Origin of the sequence: Paenibacillus provencensis, from assembly GCF_042678545.1 — a bacterium.
In the GTDB taxonomy this organism is placed as follows: domain Bacteria; phylum Bacillota; class Bacilli; order Paenibacillales; family Paenibacillaceae; genus Paenibacillus; species Paenibacillus provencensis.
Genome location: NZ_JBHTKX010000006.1, coordinates 65,749 through 85,129 on the forward strand (window position 1 = coordinate 65,749; position 19,381 = coordinate 85,129).

Annotated in this window: 16 protein-coding genes; 1 reads left to right on the plus strand and 15 read right to left on the minus strand. The window is 43.2% G+C overall.

Going from position 1 to position 19,381, the window contains the following annotated elements; all coding sequences use genetic code 11:
- Positions 1-130: 130 nt before the first annotated feature.
- From cyoD to ACFQ3J_RS23315, 12 genes are all read right to left on the minus strand, one after another.
- The gene (gene cyoD, locus ACFQ3J_RS23255; RefSeq protein WP_047913708.1) at positions 131-466 is read right to left on the minus strand and encodes a cytochrome o ubiquinol oxidase subunit IV; all 336 of its coding nucleotides are present in this window, start codon (positions 464-466) and stop codon (positions 131-133) included.
- Between the two features lies 1 nt (position 467).
- Entirely contained in the window at positions 468-1,079 is a 612-nt protein-coding gene (locus ACFQ3J_RS23260; protein ID WP_251584546.1) for a cytochrome (ubi)quinol oxidase subunit III, read from the minus strand.
- Positions 1,079-3,061 (minus strand): cbb3-type cytochrome c oxidase subunit I, encoded by a 1,983-nt coding sequence (locus tag ACFQ3J_RS23265; RefSeq protein WP_091161356.1) that lies wholly within the window; start codon positions 3,059-3,061, stop codon positions 1,079-1,081. Before ACFQ3J_RS23265 ends, ACFQ3J_RS23260 begins: the two co-directional genes overlap by 1 nt.
- Positions 3,062-3,090: 29 nt before the next feature.
- Positions 3,091-3,999: a COX aromatic rich motif-containing protein gene (locus ACFQ3J_RS23270; protein ID WP_170862587.1), complete on the minus strand. Its 909-nt coding sequence runs from the start codon at positions 3,997-3,999 to the stop codon at positions 3,091-3,093.
- A gap of 274 nt (positions 4,000-4,273) precedes the next feature.
- Positions 4,274-4,549, minus strand: coding sequence for a hypothetical protein (locus ACFQ3J_RS23275; RefSeq protein ID WP_244533673.1), 276 nt, complete (start codon positions 4,547-4,549; stop codon positions 4,274-4,276).
- A gap of 382 nt (positions 4,550-4,931) precedes the next feature.
- Positions 4,932-6,281, minus strand: a complete 1,350-nt coding sequence (locus tag ACFQ3J_RS23280; protein ID WP_251584548.1) for a GH1 family beta-glucosidase — start codon at positions 6,279-6,281, stop codon at positions 4,932-4,934.
- A gap of 271 nt (positions 6,282-6,552) precedes the next feature.
- Positions 6,553-8,253, minus strand: a complete 1,701-nt coding sequence (locus tag ACFQ3J_RS23285) for an ABC transporter substrate-binding protein (protein WP_091161359.1) — start codon at positions 8,251-8,253, stop codon at positions 6,553-6,555.
- Between the two features lie 624 nt (positions 8,254-8,877).
- On the minus strand, positions 8,878-10,581 hold the full coding sequence (locus tag ACFQ3J_RS23290; RefSeq protein WP_251584550.1) for an ABC transporter substrate-binding protein: 1,704 nt from the start codon (positions 10,579-10,581) through the stop codon (positions 8,878-8,880).
- A gap of 250 nt (positions 10,582-10,831) precedes the next feature.
- Positions 10,832-11,740: a carbohydrate ABC transporter permease gene (locus tag ACFQ3J_RS23300; protein WP_091161362.1), complete on the minus strand. Its 909-nt coding sequence runs from the start codon at positions 11,738-11,740 to the stop codon at positions 10,832-10,834.
- 16 nt (positions 11,741-11,756) lie between these two features.
- Entirely contained in the window at positions 11,757-12,740 is a 984-nt protein-coding gene (locus tag ACFQ3J_RS23305) for an ABC transporter permease (protein ID WP_091161364.1), read from the minus strand.
- Between the two features lie 206 nt (positions 12,741-12,946).
- Positions 12,947-14,485: a response regulator transcription factor gene (locus ACFQ3J_RS23310; protein ID WP_251584552.1), complete on the minus strand. Its 1,539-nt coding sequence runs from the start codon at positions 14,483-14,485 to the stop codon at positions 12,947-12,949.
- The gene (locus tag ACFQ3J_RS23315; RefSeq protein WP_251584554.1) at positions 14,478-16,271 is read right to left on the minus strand and encodes a cache domain-containing sensor histidine kinase; all 1,794 of its coding nucleotides are present in this window, start codon (positions 16,269-16,271) and stop codon (positions 14,478-14,480) included. Before ACFQ3J_RS23315 ends, ACFQ3J_RS23310 begins: the two co-directional genes overlap by 8 nt.
- Positions 16,272-16,510: 239 nt before the next feature.
- On the opposite strand from ACFQ3J_RS23315, the gene ACFQ3J_RS23320 reads away from it, so the two are divergent.
- Positions 16,511-17,284, plus strand: a complete 774-nt coding sequence (locus ACFQ3J_RS23320) for an undecaprenyl-diphosphate phosphatase (RefSeq protein WP_244533687.1) — start codon at positions 16,511-16,513, stop codon at positions 17,282-17,284.
- A gap of 71 nt (positions 17,285-17,355) precedes the next feature.
- Here ACFQ3J_RS23320 and ACFQ3J_RS23325 read toward each other — a convergent pair whose 3' ends face one another.
- The 3 genes from ACFQ3J_RS23325 to ACFQ3J_RS23335 all read right to left on the minus strand — a co-directional run bounded on the left by ACFQ3J_RS23325 (position 17,356) and on the right by ACFQ3J_RS23335 (position 19,343).
- Positions 17,356-17,682 carry a thioredoxin family protein gene (locus tag ACFQ3J_RS23325; protein WP_091161369.1) on the minus strand — a complete coding sequence of 109 codons (327 nt, stop codon included), beginning with the start codon at positions 17,680-17,682 and terminating at the stop codon, positions 17,356-17,358.
- A gap of 53 nt (positions 17,683-17,735) precedes the next feature.
- Entirely contained in the window at positions 17,736-18,644 is a 909-nt protein-coding gene (locus ACFQ3J_RS23330) for an aldo/keto reductase (RefSeq protein ID WP_091161370.1), read from the minus strand.
- A 135-nt stretch (positions 18,645-18,779) separates the two neighbouring features.
- Positions 18,780-19,343, minus strand: a complete 564-nt coding sequence (locus ACFQ3J_RS23335; RefSeq protein WP_091161372.1) for a DUF420 domain-containing protein — start codon at positions 19,341-19,343, stop codon at positions 18,780-18,782.
- Positions 19,344-19,381 lie beyond the last annotated feature (38 nt).

Consider the following 19,381-nt stretch of genomic DNA (forward strand, 5'->3'; position numbering starts at 1 on the left):
ATGGTTAGAAGGGCAAGGTGCTCATTCATTATAGATATCTTAACTTACATAAGCTGTAGCTGCTTATTGTCCTGAAGTGAGGTTTAGTGAGCAGCAAGTTGCTTACTAAGAACTATATTTTTCTCAGGGATTAGTGAGCGACTTGGTTGTTCATCATGATCCAGATCGAACCTACAACGATTGTAAGCACGAGCAGGATTCCTAGAATCAGACCCATAACGTTCCATTTTGGCTTACCTGCTTCTCCATCACGAATGTGCATGAAGAATAAGAGCTGAACCCCAAACTGCAGTACCGCCATGATCAAAATGATAACCATGTTTACGGTTCTACTAAACATGTCATTCAGAACGACAACAAGCGGAATGATGGTCAGGATAATCGAGATGACATACCCAATGGTGTAAGATTTAAGTGATCCATGCTCTTCATGAGATTCATGTGCATGATTATGCTGTTCTGCCATCTTACATCACCCCCATCAGATAGACGATCGTAAGGAGGAAGATCCATACGACGTCCAAAAAGTGCCAGAATAAGCTAAGGTTCATTACTTTACCACGAATCTCAGGAGTAATTCCGCGCTTCTTCAATTGAAGAAGCAGGCCGAACATCCAGAAGAGACCAAACGTTACGTGAGCGCCGTGAGTACCAACCAAAGTATAGAACGCACCTGTAAATGCACTTGTTGTGATTAGAGCTCCATGATGAACCATTTCATAAAACTCGAAAATTTCAAGACCAAGGAACGTCAGCCCCAGTACAGCTGTGACAATCAGCCAGATCGTTAATCCCTTTTTATCTCCGCGGTTCATCGCAAGAATAGCGAGTCCACTTGTGAAGCTGCTCGTCAATAGGACGAATGTGTTGATAATAATGACCGTCATGTTAAACAGATCCGGCCCTGCTGGTCCGCCTGCCGTATTATCCTTCAACACGATATAGGTTGCAAAGAATACAGAGAACAGAATCAAGTCAGAGATTAGAAATAGCCAGAATCCTAAAGTCTTTAGTTCCTGTGGATCATGATGACCATGATCGTGATCATCATGATGATTATTTACTGCTGTGTGTGCCATTATACCGACCCCCTCAAGGCTGCTTCGGTACGTCTAACTTCTTCAGCCGGGATGTAGTAATCCGTGTCGTACTGGAATGAGCGTGCGAACAGAGTCGCAACCACGCCAAGCAGTCCAGGGATATACATCCACCACCAATCCCATACAAACCCGAAGCCTGCGATAAAGAAGAAGACAGACATCACGATTGGAATACCTGTGTTTTTCGGCATATGAATTGGCTCATATGTTGGCTCAGCTGTTTGTGTTTGATGAGCGCCCGTAGCTTTACGTTGTTTATCCTCCCAAAACTGATCGACAGAATCGACTTTTGGAACGATAGCAAAGTTATATTCAGGTACCGGAGAAGGAATAGACCATTCGAGTGTACGAGCATCCCATGGATCCGCTCCGACCTTGTTTTCTTTGTATTTACGAATACCATCTGCAATTTGCAAGAGCTGGAACAGGAATCCGGCACCCATCAGGAATGCCCCGACAGAAGATACCACGTTCAGCGTTGCCCAGCCTGTATCCCATCCATACGTGTATAGACGGCGAGTCATACCCATTAGACCGAGTGCATATTGCGGCATAAATGTGATATAGAAGCCAATGTTCCATGTCCAGAATGCCCAATGTCCCCAACGGTTCGGCAAGTTGAATCCGAACAGCTTCGGCCACCAGTAGTACATACCAGCAAAGTAACCAAACACTACACCACCGATCAGAACCTGGTGGAAGTGAGCGATCAGGAAGTAACTGTTATGGAACTGGAAGTCAGCCGGCGCAACGGACAGCATAACTCCTGTCATCCCCCCGATGATAAAGCACGGCAGGAAAGCAATGGTCCACATCATTGGAAGTGTAAAACGAATTCGTCCGCGGTACATCGTAAACAGCCAGTTAAAGACCTTGACACCTGTAGGTATCGAAATCAACATGGTCGTGATCGCGAAGAATGCATTGACATCGGCGCCTGATCCCATCGTGAAGAAGTGATGGACCCAAGTAAAGAAGGACAGAACGCTGATAATCAACATGGCAAATACCATTGATTTATATCCGAACAATCTCTTTCTGGAGAATGTCGCCACGATTTCGGAGAAGATACCGAAAGCCGGCAGAACAACGATATAAACCTCTGGGTGACCCCACATCCAGATGAGGTTGATATACATCATCGGGTTGCCCCCGAGATCCAGCGTGAAGAAATGCGTTCCTGCAAAACGGTCCATGAAGAGCAAGAACAAAGTCACAGTCAGGATTGGGAATGCAAACAAAATAATAATGTTCGTTGCAAATACGGACCAGGTAAACATCGGCATTTTCATCCAAGTCATACCTGGAGCACGCATCTTGATAATTGTTACAAGGAAGTTAATCCCTGTTGCAAGGGAACCGATACCGGATATCTGTATCCCCCATATATAGAAGTTCTGTCCTACCCCGGGGCTAAATTCAAGCCCTGATAAAGGTGGATAACTGAGCCATCCGGCTGCAGGTGAACCCCCGATTACGAATGAAAGGTTAAACAGCATTGCACCCAGGAAGAACAGCCAGAAGCTGACAGCATTCAGATAAGGGAAGGCAACATCTCGCGCCCCGATCTGAAGAGGTACAACGACATTAAACAGACCGAACATAAATGGCATCGCCATAAAAAGAATCATGATCGTTCCGTGTGTAGTAAAGACTTGGTTATAGTGATCGGCATGCAAGAATTCCATACCTGGTAAAGCCAGCTGGAATCTCATCATAAGCGCGTCCACGCCACCGCGGAACATCATTAGAATCGCGGCCAAGATATACATGATACCGATTTTTTTGTGGTCAACGGTAGTTAACCAGTTTTTCCAGAGCCAGCCCCATTTTTTAAAATAAGTGAGTCCTACGACGATCGCAAGCGATGCTAGGCCGATAGATACCTGTGCCCCTAAAATGAGGGGATCGCCTGTTACTAAAAACTCTGTCGTCAGAAACTCCCACAAATCACTTAACATGAATGAAGGGCCTCCTTTCGAGCTAATGTTTATTCGTGCGTTGTTTCCGCGGATTCTTCTTTATCCACTACGTATTTTGTAACGATATCGTTAAACAGTCCTTCAGGGAAGGCCGAGAAGTACTGAACTTCCTCAACACTTGGATCTGAGAGCTGGTCATAACCTTCGGCCGTAAGCGGCTGAGAGTTCAGCTTCACTTCGTTAATCCAGTTATTGTAGTCTTCTTCGGAAACGGCATTTACATCAAACTTCATATCTGTGTAATGCTCTCCAGAGAAGTTAGCTCCTGAACCCATAAAGGTTCCCTGCTCATCTGCTTGAAGATGAAGCACCATGGCCATACCAGACATCGTGTACATTTGTCCGCCAAGCTCCGGAATCCAGAAGGAGTTCATCGGTGCATCCGAAGTCAGCTCGAAACGGATCGGTGTGTCTTCCGGAATCGTCAGCGTATTTACAGTTGCTACGTTCGAATCTGGATACATAAACAACCATTTCCAGTCCAAGGAGGTAACTTGAATTGTAAGCGGCTCCTTATCAGACACGAGCGGTTTCGAAGGCTCTGTCGCATACGTATAGCGCACAGTGACTGCACCAAGTACAATAATGATTAGAATAGGAAGTCCCCACCATATCGCCTCGGCAACTGTGCTGTGCGCCCAGTTCGGTGAATATTTAGCTTTGTTTCCAGGTGTGTCACGATATTTCCATACAATAACACCGACTAGTATTAATGTAGGTACAATGATGATCGCACACAAAATGGTTGAAATAATGATCAAATCCCTTTGTGCTTCGCCGATCGGTCCACTTGGATCGAGTACAACGTATTTTCCGTTCTCATCTGCAAACAGTGACCAAATCATAACGCCCAAGGTAACAAGCGTAATCACTACTGCGAGAATGATTTTGGAAAGCGATCTAGGTTTTTTATCCATCTTGATCCCCTCTCCTTTAATGCGCAATTACAAACGATGCTACTATCTTCCCCCTAAAGATATCAGAAATTCATAACAATAAAACGGATGTTAACAAATTTGTCGAATTTGATCACAAATTTTGTGAATTTTTTCTCACAAATGATCTGTTTCCTTGCATTACGCAACAAAAAGAGCCTTAACCACTCAAACCATTTTGGTTTGTCAGCTAAGGCTCTTTACCAAATATACAGCTGTTTGAATCAGTCATTTCCCTCTCCCTCATATGCCGGCTTTATTGATCTTCGGACTCTTGATCTTTTCTATGGAGATCGAGAAGTCCCATCGCTTTTCCTATAAAGTAAATGTAGACACTACCCACCAAAAAGCCTATGCCTACCATAATTCCCATGTTGCTGTTCGTGAGTGCATGCAGATTAAACAAACAGATGATCACGCCAGTAATTAAGGCTACCCAGGCCATTACCGTCATCATGAACACCATGCGTACAGCTCGGTCATCCTTCTCTCTGGCAGCGCTGACACGTGCAGGTTTGTTCACAATCATCATAAGTCAACTCCTTCTAATTTTTGTAAGTGCTTACTACATTTAATATATCACACTTCAACAAGAATTGTTCACTATTTGTTCAAAATTTAGTCAAAGATATTTCATTATTTTTGAAATTACAGGACTTTATCCTTATATTTACAATCCATATCTGGTATTTATTCATTGACACTTCACAATTTTGACTTATTTTCGTATATAGTTTCGAATCCGCCTTTTTAATGAGTTATGAAATGGATTCACTCGAGTGAAATTATCCTTCTTTTATTCCTATGCATTTTGAAGAATTGAGGACTAGCACAGCATAGAAAAATAAAAACCGCTGCAGTTAAAAACTGCGGCGGTTTAAATAATGAAGGAACCTTCAGATCGGCTATTTTAATTATACGGGTCTCGTTTCAAGCCAGTTGTTTCTGATCACATTTTGATACCAGTAGAAGCTCTCTTTAGGTGTTCTTACCAACGAGCGATAATCAACATGAACAAGCCCAAATCTCATGCGATAACCCTCTGCCCACTCGAAGTTATCCATCATGGACCATGCCATGTATCCTTTGACCTGAATGCCATCGGTTATAGCGCGGTGGATTTGTGCGATATGCTGCTGTAAATACGAAATACGACGGAAGTCTTTAACCTGCCCGTTCTCCACTTCGTCATTGATGCATGCACCATTTTCCGTAATGTAAATATCGATGTTTCCGTATTTCTGCAAATAGTGCAGTGCTTCGTACAATCCACGGGATTCAACCGGCCAGCCAATATCGGTTTGTATAAGTCCCATATCCACCTGTTCGAATCCAAGTACACCGGAATCTGGATTGTAACGATCTACACTCATTGTATAGTAGTTGATTCCTAGATGGTCAATTGGCTGAGAAATGATCTCCATGTCTCCTGGCTTAACGTCTACCTTAGCACCGGCTTGCTCAAACCAGTCCACCATAAAATGAGGATATTCCCCTTTGAAGACCGGGTCGAGGAACCAGTCGGCAAACCATGCGATGTGGCGTTCGCTTGCTGCTTTATCCGCTTCTGACTTGCTGTAAGGAACAGCCCATTCCATATTTGGAGCGATACCGATCTTACCTTCTGTACCCAGCTCACGGAACTTCTTAACGGATTTGCCGTGTGCCAGCAGCAGACCATGACCAACATTAAGTGCTGTCTGCAGATCTCGATTACCTGGTGCATGTGCACCCAGTAGGTTGGATAAAAAGGCGATACACCATGGCTCATTAAACGTGAGCCAGCTCTTGATCTTACCATTAAACTCACGGTACATAATTTCTGAGAATTTCACAAAGGCTTCAACCGTTCTGCTGCTCTCCCAGCCGCCTGCGTCTTGAAGCGTTTGAGGCAAGTCCCAGTGATACAAGGTACAGAACGGCTCAATCCCATTCTCGAGCAGTTTGTCTACAAAGCGATGATAATAATCAAGACCGGCTTGGTTGATCTCACCGTCTCCATCTGGAAGAATACGAGACCAGGATACCGAGAATCGGTAGCTCTGGATACCTAGCTGGTTCATTAGTGCAATATCTTCTTCATAACGATGATAGCTGTCGCAGGCCATATCGCCGTTATCTCCATTAAATACTTTACCTGGTGTTTTAGCGAATGTATCCCAGATGGACGGTCCTCTGCCGTCTGCTGTAGCTGATCCCTCGATCTGATACGCTGCCGTAGCCGTACCCCATTTGAAATCTTTAGAAAATTGAAAAATTGTCATTAGAGTCCCCCCGTTATTTACAGATTACTTCGAAGATTTACATTTTTTCTAAAACGTTTTTGATTAGATCAAAAAATAAAGCTAACTGATCAAAATATCAATTAACTTCTTGATGTAAGTGCTTACACATTTTCATAAAAATTATAGTTTATAATTACCGGAAGGTCAATGAAATAACTCTATATTTGTGTAAAAAAAACAGAGAGAAGATTATCGGAGCTAAATCTTCTCTCTGTGAGGCACTACCTAATGATATGAAAATGAAAACTGATTACAGATCTTTACCTGTCCACAATTCTACACGAGCCTTAACCCACTCTGTATATTGCTGCTCCATTTCAACGGCTCCAGCTTTATCGATCTCTTGTAGCATAGAGTCATAGATTTCATCGAATTTGTCTGGAGTAGAAACGATCGCCTCAGGAATACGTTTTTGAATAATGTCCTGTGTCTTCTGGAAGGTTACATTGTAATCCGAACCGGAAGGTACTGGCATATTGTAAGCTGCTCCCCACTCTTTAACCGGGAATTCATCCTCTGATGGGAACAGATCCTTCCAAGTCTCTACACCATACCCAGCAAGTGTTTCCTTCTCGGCTTCATTGTAGTTCTTAACAATCTCCTCAGGGAAGTTTGTTGTGTAGTAGTTGCCGGATGGATCTTTCACCCCGTCACCATAGTGTGCACTAAATACGGTGTAGAGGCTGATTCCTGTTTCTTTTGTAAAGTTTGCATTGTCATTGTTCTTACGATCTTGAACTTCGGCTGGGATCTTGCGAACACCATCTTCTACAACATAATGTTCACCTTCAATTCCCCAGTTAAGAAGAACTTGAGCTTCATCAGAAGCGAGCCAGTCAAGGAATTTGATCGTGCGTACTGGATCCTCATTACTTACTGTAATACCAATACCGTAAGCATCCAGACCAATATCCTGAAAGTCAGCACGCTTGTAATTCTCATCAAGGCTTACTGGATAATGACCGTATGTCTCGTCGAACTTACCTGCAGATTTCAAAGCATTCTCTGCATCTCCATATGCCCATCCTTGGTCAATCAAGCCAAGTACACGACCGCTTGCGATTTTTGCTTTGTATTGATCATCTTTTTGGATAAAGCTGTCTTTATCGAGAAGACCTTCATTATACATTTTATTCAACCAGCGGAAATATTCTTTCTCTTCTGGACGTTTGTAATGAAGCATCGCTTCATAAGTTTCTGGATTGATGTAGTATTCACCATCGTCAGGAGCACCTGTTGCGGCAAATGCTGGGTTTGTAACCGTAATCATAATTCTCCAGCCGTCTGCACTGAGTGTAAGTGGAATGGTTGGCTGTCCATCTTCCGTTGTTGGATGCTTCGCATAGTACTCGCGCAGCGCGTTTTCGAAATCTTCCAATGTTTTGATCTCTGGATATCCAAGTTCTTTAACGACCTTGTGCTGCAGGTTGAAGCCGCCGCCTGCATCAAAGTAAATTTGACCTACACCCGCATTCGTTGGAATTGCGTAAATTGCTTGGTCCTCGTTGCTGTATTTCAGCCGGTCCATTTGACCTTCATAGAGCTTCTTCAAGTTAGGTGCATGTTCCTCAATCAGATCTGTCAAGTCGATCATTGCACCGGCATCAACCAGCTTAGACAAATTACCTTTAGGGAAAATCAGGTCAGGATAGTCTCCGCTCGCTGCCATAAGGGCGATCTTGTCGTCACCGCCGCCGCTGGAAATATCATATTCTGCATTAATGGTAACGCCCGTTTCTTCAATAATTTTTTGACCCACAGCATCCTGCATCTTGTTCCAGTTTGGACTTGCATCCGCACCGAAGAAAGTTAATGTTATTGGCTCAGTAGAGTCCGAAGTACCTTCTGTTCCTGTGCCTGAACCCTCATTTGTATTTCCGCAGGCAGCAGTAAACAACATTGTGCTTGCAAGCAGCAACATAGCGATTGTCTTTGGCGCTTTGTGCTTCATTTGCTGTAATCCCCCTTAAAAAATCTTTGATATGCATAACAGGTTGCCCTGTATATACCGATAATGAAAAAGAATGAACTAACATTAATTATTAAATATTACAAATAAAGCGCTTCAATAAAATCGGAAAAATGGATTAAGAAATTAATAGTTGTGTTGCTTGTGAGGAAAAGTTTAATAATTGAGTTCAATCTAAGTTGAGGATAACGTTTTCGAAACTAGGTAATGTAAGTGCTTTCAATATATTCATTGTATGAAATTCCCTTTAAGAAGTCAATCTATTTTTTTAATTAATATATACTTTTTTAAATGAATTTTCTCTATTAATTCACATCAAAAATCTTTAATCTTAACCCACTTCTTCTGTTGATCCAGCTATTTATACTAACATAATTGCCAGGAAGGTGGTGTCTGTCTATCGTGATCCAACACATTTAAACGTTTTCGGTTTATTTCTCCTCATTTTATTAATATCTAATTACTTTATATGTAAATCATAGTAGTGATCCGTCTGTAATGTAAAATTTTAATGAAATTAGAATAAAGAGACTTTTATAAAACTATAAAAGCCTCTTCCTTCTTATCAATTGCGCAGCATTTGCTTAAATTATCTAACAATAAACATTATTCTGCGGCTGCGTTACTTCCGTTCCACAGCTCTACTCTTTGCTTAATCAGCTCAGTATACTCTGCTTCCATCTCGGTTACGCCGGCTTTGTCCAGCTCAGTCAGCATTGTCTCGTACACGGCATCAAACTTGTCCGGTGTAGTCAAGATCGCTTCTGGGATACGTTTTCTAATAATATCCTGTGATTTCTGGAATGCAACACTGTAGCTGGATCCGGATGGTACAGCCATATTATAAGCAGCACCCCATGGTTTTACAGGGAATTCGTCTTCTTTCGGGAACAGGTCCTTGTAAGTCTCAGCTCCGTACTGCTCCAGCGTTGTCTTGTCTGCTTCAGAATAGGAAGCAACGATTTGCTCTGGATAGTTAGCTGTGTAGTAGTTGTCAGTAGAATCCTTCACGCCGTCACCATAGTGTGGTGCAATGTTCGTGTACAGTCCAATACCTGTTTCTTTTGTGAACGGTCCGGCATTGTTGTTCTTCTCATTCAGCACTTCTTGAGGGATGACACGTTGGCCATTCTCATCTACGTTGTAATGCTCGCCTTCAATACCCCAGTTAATGAGAACCTGCCCTTCTTCAGAAGCCAGATAGTCAAAGAACTTGATTGTACGCACCGGATCTGGGTTCGTTGTAGAAATTCCTACACCCCATCCAGATTGGAATCCTGTATCCTGGAATGTATGATCCAAGATGTCCTCAGACATGGTTACAGGGAATGTTGCATAAGTTTGATCGTATTTGCCTTGTGTTTTCAGAGAGTTCTCCGCATCAGCATAACCCCACTCTTGGTCGATCAGACCAAGCACGCGGCCACTTGCAATTTTGGATTTGTATTGATCCGATTTTTGTACAAAGCTTTCTTTATCAATCAAACCTTCGTTATACAGCTTGTTCAGCCAACGGAAGTATTCTTTTTCCTCTGGACGTTTCACGTGCAGCATTGCTTCAAAAGTATCTGGATTGATGAAGTATTCACCATCATCATGAGCGCCTGTTGCCCAGAACGCCGGGTTCGTTACTGTAATTTGAATTCTCCAGTCGTCTGCATCCAGCGTCAGTGGAATAGTAGGCTGTCCATCCGTTGTCGGATGAAGCTTCATGTAATCCTTCAGAGCTTTCTCAAAATCTTCTGTTGTACGGATTTCAGGATATCCAAGCTCCTCAAGAACACGATGCTGAAGCTTAAATCCACCTGTTGCATCAAAGTATTGTTGGCCTACACCAGCGTAGGTTGGGAGTATATAAATGGACTCATCCTCTGTGCTGTATTTCAGGCGATCCCAGTACTCTCCATACAAGGCCTTAATATTAGGCGCATATTCCTCAATAAGGTCTGTCAAGTCGATCAAAGCACCTGCATCGACGAGCTTATTCACTTCACCTTTGGCAGAAATGATATCTGGATACTCACCGCTCGCTGCCATAAGTGCAACCCGGTCTTGTCCTCCGCCCGTTACTGCAAACTCACCATTCAGAGTTACCCCTGTAGCTTCGGTAATTTTCTTACCAACAGCATCCTGCATCTGATTCCAGTTTAGTGAAGCATCTGCACTAAAGAAGTCAAATGTAATTGCTGAAGTATCATTACTAGTATCCTCATATTCACCACTGCCATTGCTTCCTCCGCCGCATCCTGCCGCCAGAAGAGACATTCCAAGTAAAGGTACAATTGCAAATTTCGTTGTTTTGCTAGGCATATCTAAGTTCCTCCCCATTTAATTACGCAATATCTTTTTGATCCAATCCAACAAGTTATATTTATCTCTATTTCTATCTCTATTTTCTCTAATAATTTTGATAGAAGGGAATCAATTTCAAAACAACTATACAGGTATTTATGAAATGGATCCCACGGATTAAAGCTTCTTATTGTTTAACTGCTGAGATTGATGCATTTAGAGTTCATATTGTTCGTTTCTTTACTTCAATCTATCTAGATTGAGTGTACTAGGCTTTTACTGCACCCAGTGTCATACCGCCAACGAAGTACTTCTGAAGGAACGGATAGACCATAAGGATTGGAACAGTAACAACAATAGTGATCGCCATTCGGATGGATTCCGGTGAAATATTGGCCATTTGCTGTGCCATATCATTCGCGTTAACTGTAGAACCGCTGCCTTGCTGTGTACTTTGAAGGACCTTCATAAGCTCGTATTGAAGGGTCGTGAGCTCTGGCTTCGAACCATTGTACAAGTAAGTATCGAACCAGGAGTTCCACTGTCCAACGGCCAGGAACAATGCAATCGTCGCAAGTACCGGCTTACAGAGCGGAAGGATGATTTTGTAATAAATTTTAAAGTCATTGGCTCCATCGAGCTTGGCCGATTCTTGAAGCGCATATGGAAGACCATCAATAAAGGAACGAATAACGAATACGTTAAATGCACTGATCAGAGCTGGGAAAATGTAAATCCAGAACGTACCGATCAGGTTAAGATCTCTCATCAAGATGTATCCTGGAATCAAACCACCAGAGAAATACATCGTAAGCGCCAGGAACGTGGACACGAATTTCTTCGCTCTAAAGTCAGGACGAGCGAGTGTATACGCTACCATGGATGAACTCAAGAGGCCAAGCACGGTTCCGACAATCGTTCTAGCCAGGGATACCTGAGCACCTTGGATCAGACCGTCATATTGGAAAATCGTCTTGTAGTTCTCAAGTGTAAATTCACGAGGCCACAAGTAGATTCCGCCGCGAACAGTATCCGTTGATTCATTGAGTGAGATGGCCAGTACGTTCAAGAACGGATACAGAGTCACTATAAGAATCAAAGCCATAACAACGTAGTTTGCTACGTCAAAAACCTTCTCCGAAGTTGTGGCGTTAAATGCTTTGTTAGCTTTAGACACGCTTCCTTCCCCCTTTCTACATGATGCTCTCTTTAGTGAATTTCTTGAAGAGACCGTTTGCAGTGAACAACAGGATTACGCTAACCACAGAGTTGAATATACCTATTGCCGTACCGTATGAGTACCTGCCCATCTGCAAACCATAATTCAGAGCATATAGATCGAGTACTTCCGAGTAGTCCGTTACCAAGCTGTTTCCGAGCAAGAATTGTTTCTCGTAACCAATACTGATCAAGTGACCGATCGACATGATGAACAGTACAGAGATTGTAGAACGGATACCAGGCAAAGTGATATGCCACATTTGTCTCCAGCGGCTTGCACCATCGACCCGGGAAGCTTCATACAGCTCCTGATCGATACCTGTAATCGCTGCCAGATAAATGATCGCGTTCCATCCCATTTCCTTCCACAAATCGGAAGCGGTTACAATGTACCAAAAAAGATTCCCCTGCGCCATAAACTGAATAGGCTCATCAACAATATTAAGTGCGACCAAGATATCATTGATAATACCGCCATCCGTGGACAGCATTTTCGTTATAATCCCGGCTACCACGACCCAGGATACAAAGTGAGGTAAGTATGATACCGTTTGCACGGTTCTCTTAAAAAATTTGCCGCGAAGCTCATTGAGTAGGATAGCGAAGAATATCGGGAATACGAAACCGACAACTAGTCCCATCAAACTCATAGCCAATGTATTTCTTAGTACAAGGTAGAATCGATCGTCACTGAACAATTCGACGAAATGTTTGAACCCTACCCAATCCTGCTCAAAAAAGCCTCTTGCTGGCTTAAAGTCTTGAAATGCCATGGTCCATCCCCATAGCGGCAGGTAGTTGAATACGAACACCCATGCAACGAAAGGCATGGACATCAGCAGCAAATACTTTTGGTCTTTCACTGTCTTCCAAAAGTTATTAGGCCCTTTCCGCTTCGCTTTCGCAGCGGGTGACTCCTTGGAATCCGTGGAAGCGGGCTGTGTTAGCGTTTCCATGAAATGACCCCTCCTCTGTTTGATAACTTAATGATACTCCAACATTTTGAAGAGAAATACCCATTGGATTTAATATAATTTCATATAAAAATTAGAGGTGTGTCGTCGAATTGTTATATAATATGTCTAAAAATGAGGGTATCAAATGAGCTGTTTGAACGACTACATTTTAACAATAACGTTTTCTATTTCCATGAAAAGGCCACTTAGCTTTGATCCCTGGATTGCTCCCGGTAAGCAGACGGTGAAACACCAACATACTTTTTAAATTTGCTATGGAAATAATCCACATTCGCATACCCAATGGTAGCAGACACTTGATGGACCTTAAGACCCTCTGACAGCAGTTCCTTCGCACGCTCCATGCGAACTTTGTCGACAAATACGTTAAATGATTCCCCCGTATAATTTTTGAACAGTTTGCCTAGATAGCTGCTATTGTAATTGAAGACTTCGGCAAGCACTTCAAGCTTAAGGTGATCGCCTGGATTCCGTTTAATGAAATCAATCATTTGCTTAATCACAGTATCCTTGCTGTTACCGCCCAGCTGGGAAATGACTTTCACAAATTGAATATTGAGTGTCTCTAACAGATCATACAGCGTTGGCTGCCGATATAGAGCCGCTAGCATGGCTGTATGCTCTGTTACGATGCTTTTGGCTTCTTCATGATTCAGAGACAGCTTATTCAGTGCCAACGCCGCTATTTGAGCCGTTATTTTTTTGATGTCACCTTCGGTGAAACGGTTGTTGGTTACGGTCTCTTCCATCTCCAACAATACCCGGGTAAGAAGATCCTTGCTTCTAATGTCCAGCGCATAATACAGCTTATCAGCCAGTTCATGTTCATTCATCGTTCCTGCATGTTCAGATTCATCATCCGGCTCATACACATCGGATAGAAGCAATATGCTTCTTTCTTTAGCGAAGAATCTCCGCTCTATTGTAATTAATGCCTCATGGTAAGACTGTTCAAGTCCACGAACACTATCGACAGAACTACCTGCAGCAATATATATCATCGAAGAGTATCGTTTGAGTACCGTTACGATCCCTTCATATAAACGACGGGCATCTTCTTTGGAAAGCACTGGCTCCCGGAGCAATAGCCCGACATATTTCCTAGCATTAAATACGACTCCGCGCTGTGTGCCGTTTAGCATCTCTGCGATTTCCCGTTTGACTTCTGTTAGAAATAAGGTCGAATCATTATACAACTCAAGGAGAAGCACTTGATAGCTTGAAGAATAAAGCCCCCATTCCTTCAGCTGCTCATCCTCCCAGACTTGTCCGTCAAAGATAATGGACTCGATGAGATGCTCTCTGTAAAACAGCTCTTCGTTCGAAGTCCGTTGCTTGATCTTCTCCTCTTTGTCCAGCATTTTCTTGATTCGATCCAGTTCTTCCATCATTTCTTCTTCATCTACCGGCTTAAGCAAATAACCATCTACGCCGAAGCTGATTGCCTTCTTGGCATAATCAAAATCGGCATGGCCGCTTAAGATTAGAAAGTGTCTTTTTTTACCTTCCTGAAATAGCTGTTCTATCACTTCAAGACCTGTCATTCCAGGCATGCGGATATCAAGTATCATCAGATCCGGCTGAAGCTCATGATATTTCTCTACAGCTTCTCTTCCATTAGAAGCCGTATCAATGACTTTATAACCCCGATCTTCCCAATCAATGATCGTCTTCAGCCCTTCTCTGATCATCGGTTCGTCATCTACAAGTATTACGCTATACATTCAGGCTGCCTCCTTTGGGAACAGTAAAATAAATTTCTGTACCTACACCATATTCGCTATGGATATTAAGTCCATGCTCTTCTCCATAAGACAATGTCAACCGCTGATGAACGTTTCTAAGGCCAATACGGCTCTTTTCTTCCTCATCTGGACCGGCAATGGAAGCAAGCACTTCTGCAAGTCGCTCCTTGGTTATCCCGACGCCATTATCTGTCACGCCTATTCTAAGCAGCTTCTCATCCAAATTCTGAATTTTGACTTCAACCTTAACGTCCTCTTCCTGGTTCTCGAGCCCATGTACAATCGCATTCTCAACGAGAGGCTGGATAATCAGCGGAGGGATGTATATTTTATCAGCAGACTTGTCCAGCCGCAATTCGAAATCCAATCGATCTTCATAACGGAATTTTTGAATGAGCAGATAAGATTGAACAATTTCCATCTCGGCTTTGACGGTCGTATGCCCGCTGCCGATCTCCAAATTTTTGCGCATCAGCTTACCGAGCAGCCGAACAATATTCGCTATTTCGACCTCTCCTCTAATATGTGCTTTCATCCGTATGGACTCCAGCGCATTAAACAGAAAATGCGGATTGATCTGGCTAGCCATCATTTTGAGCTTAATTTCCTTCTGCGCGATCTCGAGCCGGTTATTCTGCTCACTTGTCTCAACGACTTGCGTCATCAATTGATCAATGCTCGATACCATCGAATTAAATTGCCTTGACAGCTGACCTATCTCATCATTTCCATCAATATTGGATACAACTTTCAAATCCCCTAGGGCGACCCGGTTAATCTGGCGGCTTAACCCAAGCATACGCTTTGTCGTTAAGAACGAAATAACATAGACAAATACCAGCGCCACCAGCAGCACTAAACCGATAAATAGCATGCCAATTAAGCTGATCTTGTTCGCATCATTAACGATGCTTTTGTTGGAGAAGACCGATACAATTTGAAATCCATTCATGCTCGAAGCCGGGAGCAGCTCATCGACAATAATTTTGGAAGGCTCATTCTTGACATCGGTATCAATAATCCCCGTCCCTTGGCTGTTAAGATCCACTTCAATGTCCAAATTATCAAAGGTTTGTCCAACCAAACTTATATCTTTCGCTGCGACAATGTATCCCTGACTGTCTACAACCATCGTGTCAAAAGGTTCCTGGCTTAATATGTTGTTAATCTCAAAGCGATTAATCAGCACCATCAGCACACCTTGACTTTGATATTCAGGAAAATGCACCCTTCTGACCAATGCCAAGGCATCCGCCGGATTATCGGGTGTCGTTGGCACATAGAACCAACCGATACTTCTCGCGTGAATGGCTTGATCAAACCACTCGGTATCTTCAATTTGTTCCGTCACCGGGATAAATTCCAGATTGTTCACAAGTGTAGGATTATAGGTAAAGAATCGGATCGCGGACAGCTCCCGGTATTGCTGAAGATACTCATTGAACAGATCGAAGGCATGATAAGTCTTCGTCAGCTCGAGGATGCTGGAATATTCGGTATTTACAACAGTCTCCAGTTCCTTGTTGAACAGCAGGAGATTAGATATATCTGTCGGCACCCTGAGAAATGTGGAGGCCTGATTTTTAATTCGATCTACGTTGTTTCTAGCTTGCTCTATTGCTTGATCCATCGCCTGCTGCCGAAAATAATAAGTCACACCTATACCGATAATCAGCACAGGAATCATGACGACAAGAACGTAACTGATCAGAAGCTTGTGCTTCAGCTTCGTATTATTGTTAAGCCGTACAAGCCATGACAGCAAAGAATTCACCTCTATTTCTATTCTAAGCGCTTACATAAATGAGCTTGCTTCACCTATCATATCACAAAATGAAGACAAGCAAAGTGACTAGTTTCGACATAAATCAACATTTACTTTTGGTTCTGTCTGACAGATAAGACGAGTAGTATATAAAGATCATTTCCTAATGTGAGTCTGTATTAAAACATCCCAAGTGATCTTAAGGAGGACATGCCGTGGATATTTTATCTTCCATTATTATGGGGATTATTGAAGGCCTGACCGAATTTTTGCCTGTGTCTTCAACCGGACATATGATCCTGACTGCTCACTTGCTTGGCTTATCTACCGATGAGGAAAGTGTAAAAACCTTCGAGGTTGTTGTCCAGCTTGGTGCAGTGCTTGCTGTTGTCGTCTTATATTGGCGGACTTTTATTGATTTATTCAGAATCAAGCCCTTAGACCGCACAGTTCCGCGGCTGAGCCTGCTCCATATTTTTCTCGCTATGGTGCCTGCAGGTGTTGCCGCCGTACTGATGCGAGATGTCATCAAAGCCTACTTGTTCGGACCCGAAACGGTCGTTTACAGTCTGGTTGCCGGAGGTCTGCTGATGATTGCTGCAGAAAAATGGCACAGGAAGCCCACTGCGGTTACGATCGACGACATTACTTACAAACAAGCGTTTACGATCGGATTATTTCAGATTCTCGCATTATGGCCTGGTTTCTCAAGATCCGGTTCAACGATATCCGGCGGGCTTCTAGCCAGAGTCAGCCATACCGCAGCAGCAGAGTTCACATTTCTTGTTTCGGTCCCCATTATGTTTGCAGCAACAGCTCTGGATCTGCTTAAGAGCGCCTCCTATTTGTCTGTCAGCGATATCCCTTATTTTGCAGCCGGACTGATTACTTCTTTCGTTGTCGGCATGCTCGCGATAAGAACCTTTCTTCATTTATTAAAAAGACTCAAGCTATCAACCTTTGCCTATTATCGTTTCGGACTTGCTCTTGTCATCTTCGTGTTTGTGCTGTAAAAAAAGCCCTCTCCTGCTGTTCAATCGGCAGCATGGAGGGGCTCCTTGTAAGGAGAAAAAAATCAGCTGTTTCACAGCTTAGATTCTAGTGTTTCAAGATATTCCGACACCTGAGCAGGTGTCTTTGCCCATTTACTATGCAGATGAGCAATCTTCTCTCCATTCTTGAATACGAGCAGGCTTGGAATACCCCGGACCTGGTTCTCGTCGGCTACCGGCATAAGCTTCTCTGCATCAATTGCGTAGAACGCTTTGTCTTGATGCTGATCAATGACGTCTCCAATAAATCGGTCCATATTTTTGCAATCTGGACACCATGTCGTATCAAATTTGATAACGGTCAGCTTATCTCCTTGAATAAGCTCTCTGTATTGTTCTTCAGTTTGTATTCTCTCCATTTTATAAACCCCTCTCTTATTGTGTTCTGATTATATAATATAACAGCTTTCCATTAACGGTGCTGCGTATAGAGGTTAGCGTTGGTCATTTCTTGAAGCAGTTGATATTCCTCCTCTGTGAGCGAAGGTGTATCTGCGACACCGATATTCTCAAGCAGCTGTTTGCGCGAGCTTGCCCCCGGAATTACAGTCGCCACCGCTGGATGATGGAGTGCATAACGAATAGCCGTTTGAGACATGCTCCGGTGCTCATTCACTAGAGGACGAAGCTGATTTCGAATTTTGGTAATCTGATCCCCAGAATAATTCAAAAAGCCTTTTGCAGCTTTATCATCTCTGCCATCTGCAAGCGCACCACTCGCAACGGGGCCTCTCGCAATCACACTAATTCCATGTTCATCGAGCAGAGGATAAACCTCCTCTTCACCACGACGATCCAGCAGGCTGTACTGGCTCATGACACTTACGATCTGAGCACGCTGAACATATTCTCTAATCACGTTGGGCCGAATGGAAGAGATTCCGTAATAACGAATAACCCCTTCCTGCTTCAATTGTTCGAACGCTTCAATCGTTTCTTCCATGTTGTCCTCAATCGTTCCTCCGTGCAGCTGGTATAAATCTATATAATCCGTCTTAAGTCTTCGCAGGCTCTCTTTGACCGCGGAGAAGATATGCTGTTTGCTTGGATCCCAAGTTAAGCCGGACTGTCCGGGGACACGAACATTCCCTGCTTTCGTAGCCAATACAATATCTTGTCTGCGGCCTTTCAGTGCAGTGCCTACGATTTCTTCATTTCGCCCATCATCATAAATATCCGCTGTATCCAGAAAATTAACCCCGCGATCAAGTGCTTCATGAATAAGCGGTACCGCTGTATTCTCATCCGTCCCGAGCGACATGCAGCCTAGTCCAATTTCACTCACTAAAAGATCTGACGAACCGAGTCTGTTCTTCTTCACGGCGCGATTTCCCCTCCTCTATGACTAACACAATCAATGCCTCTCTATTGTAGCATGTCCCTATTATTAAACAAAAAAGACCGGTGCCTCCTCACAAATCGAAGGAAATTCCGGTCTCTGCTTATTCTTTATTCATTAATAATAAGGTGCCATAAACAAATATACGATAACCCCGGTGATACTTACATAGAGCCAGATTGGCATCGTCCAGCGTGCAATCTTCTTATGCTTCTCGACCTGCATCGTCCAGCCCCATACCAGAGAGAACAGGGCTAAAGGGACAATAACAGCAGCCAGGAAGCTATGGGTAATTAGAATCGTAAAGTAAATAGGCCGAATGATTCCTTCTCCTCCGAACTTGGCAGACTCAGGCGATATATAGTGAAACGTTAGGTAGGTTACCAAGAACAATAGTGTGGATGTGAATGCAGCAAGAATAAAGCCCTTGTGAATTCTAATGTTCTTCTTCATAATCGCAATCAGAGCCGCAAGCAGAAAAATAAAGGTAAAGCTGTTCAGCACAGCATTAATTCTTGGAAGAATCGTATAATCAAAACTAATTTCACCACTGTAGCCGACGGGACCGAAGAAAAGTACCAAAATAATGATATTCGCGATAAGGGAAACGGTTAAAATAATCCCGGCAAAATTTTTTTTGCTCGTCGGGACGTATCCGCCTTCCTTGAGATTTTTGCTCATACTTACGCGTATCCTCCTCTATGAGTAAATGCTATTTC

What these genes read in the sequence shown, in the direction of transcription:
- ACFQ3J_RS23310 (WP_251584552.1), bottom strand. Translation starts at nt 14,485, where the DNA reads ATGTATAGCGTAATACTTGTAGATGACGAACCGATGATCAGAGAAGGG.
- ACFQ3J_RS23335 (WP_091161372.1), bottom strand. Translation starts at nt 19,343, where the DNA reads ATGAGCAAAAATCTCAAGGAAGGCGGATACGTCCCGACGAGCAAAAAA.
- ACFQ3J_RS23275 (WP_244533673.1), bottom strand. Translation starts at nt 4,549, where the DNA reads ATGATGATTGTGAACAAACCTGCACGTGTCAGCGCTGCCAGAGAGAAG.
- ACFQ3J_RS23320 (WP_244533687.1), top strand. Translation starts at nt 16,511, where the DNA reads ATGGGGATTATTGAAGGCCTGACCGAATTTTTGCCTGTGTCTTCAACC.
- ACFQ3J_RS23285 (WP_091161359.1), bottom strand. Translation starts at nt 8,253, where the DNA reads ATGAAGCACAAAGCGCCAAAGACAATCGCTATGTTGCTGCTTGCAAGC.
- cyoD (WP_047913708.1), bottom strand. Translation starts at nt 466, where the DNA reads ATGGCAGAACAGCATAATCATGCACATGAATCTCATGAAGAGCATGGA.
- ACFQ3J_RS23265 (WP_091161356.1), bottom strand. Translation starts at nt 3,061, where the DNA reads ATGTTAAGTGATTTGTGGGAGTTTCTGACGACAGAGTTTTTAGTAACA.
- ACFQ3J_RS23280 (WP_251584548.1), bottom strand. Translation starts at nt 6,281, where the DNA reads ATGACAATTTTTCAATTTTCTAAAGATTTCAAATGGGGTACGGCTACG.
- ACFQ3J_RS23305 (WP_091161364.1), bottom strand. Translation starts at nt 12,740, where the DNA reads ATGGAAACGCTAACACAGCCCGCTTCCACGGATTCCAAGGAGTCACCC.
- ACFQ3J_RS23290 (WP_251584550.1), bottom strand. Translation starts at nt 10,581, where the DNA reads ATGCCTAGCAAAACAACGAAATTTGCAATTGTACCTTTACTTGGAATG.
- ACFQ3J_RS23260 (WP_251584546.1), bottom strand. Translation starts at nt 1,079, where the DNA reads ATGGCACACACAGCAGTAAATAATCATCATGATGATCACGATCATGGT.
- ACFQ3J_RS23270 (WP_170862587.1), bottom strand. Translation starts at nt 3,999, where the DNA reads ATGGATAAAAAACCTAGATCGCTTTCCAAAATCATTCTCGCAGTAGTG.
- ACFQ3J_RS23325 (WP_091161369.1), bottom strand. Translation starts at nt 17,682, where the DNA reads ATGGAGAGAATACAAACTGAAGAACAATACAGAGAGCTTATTCAAGGA.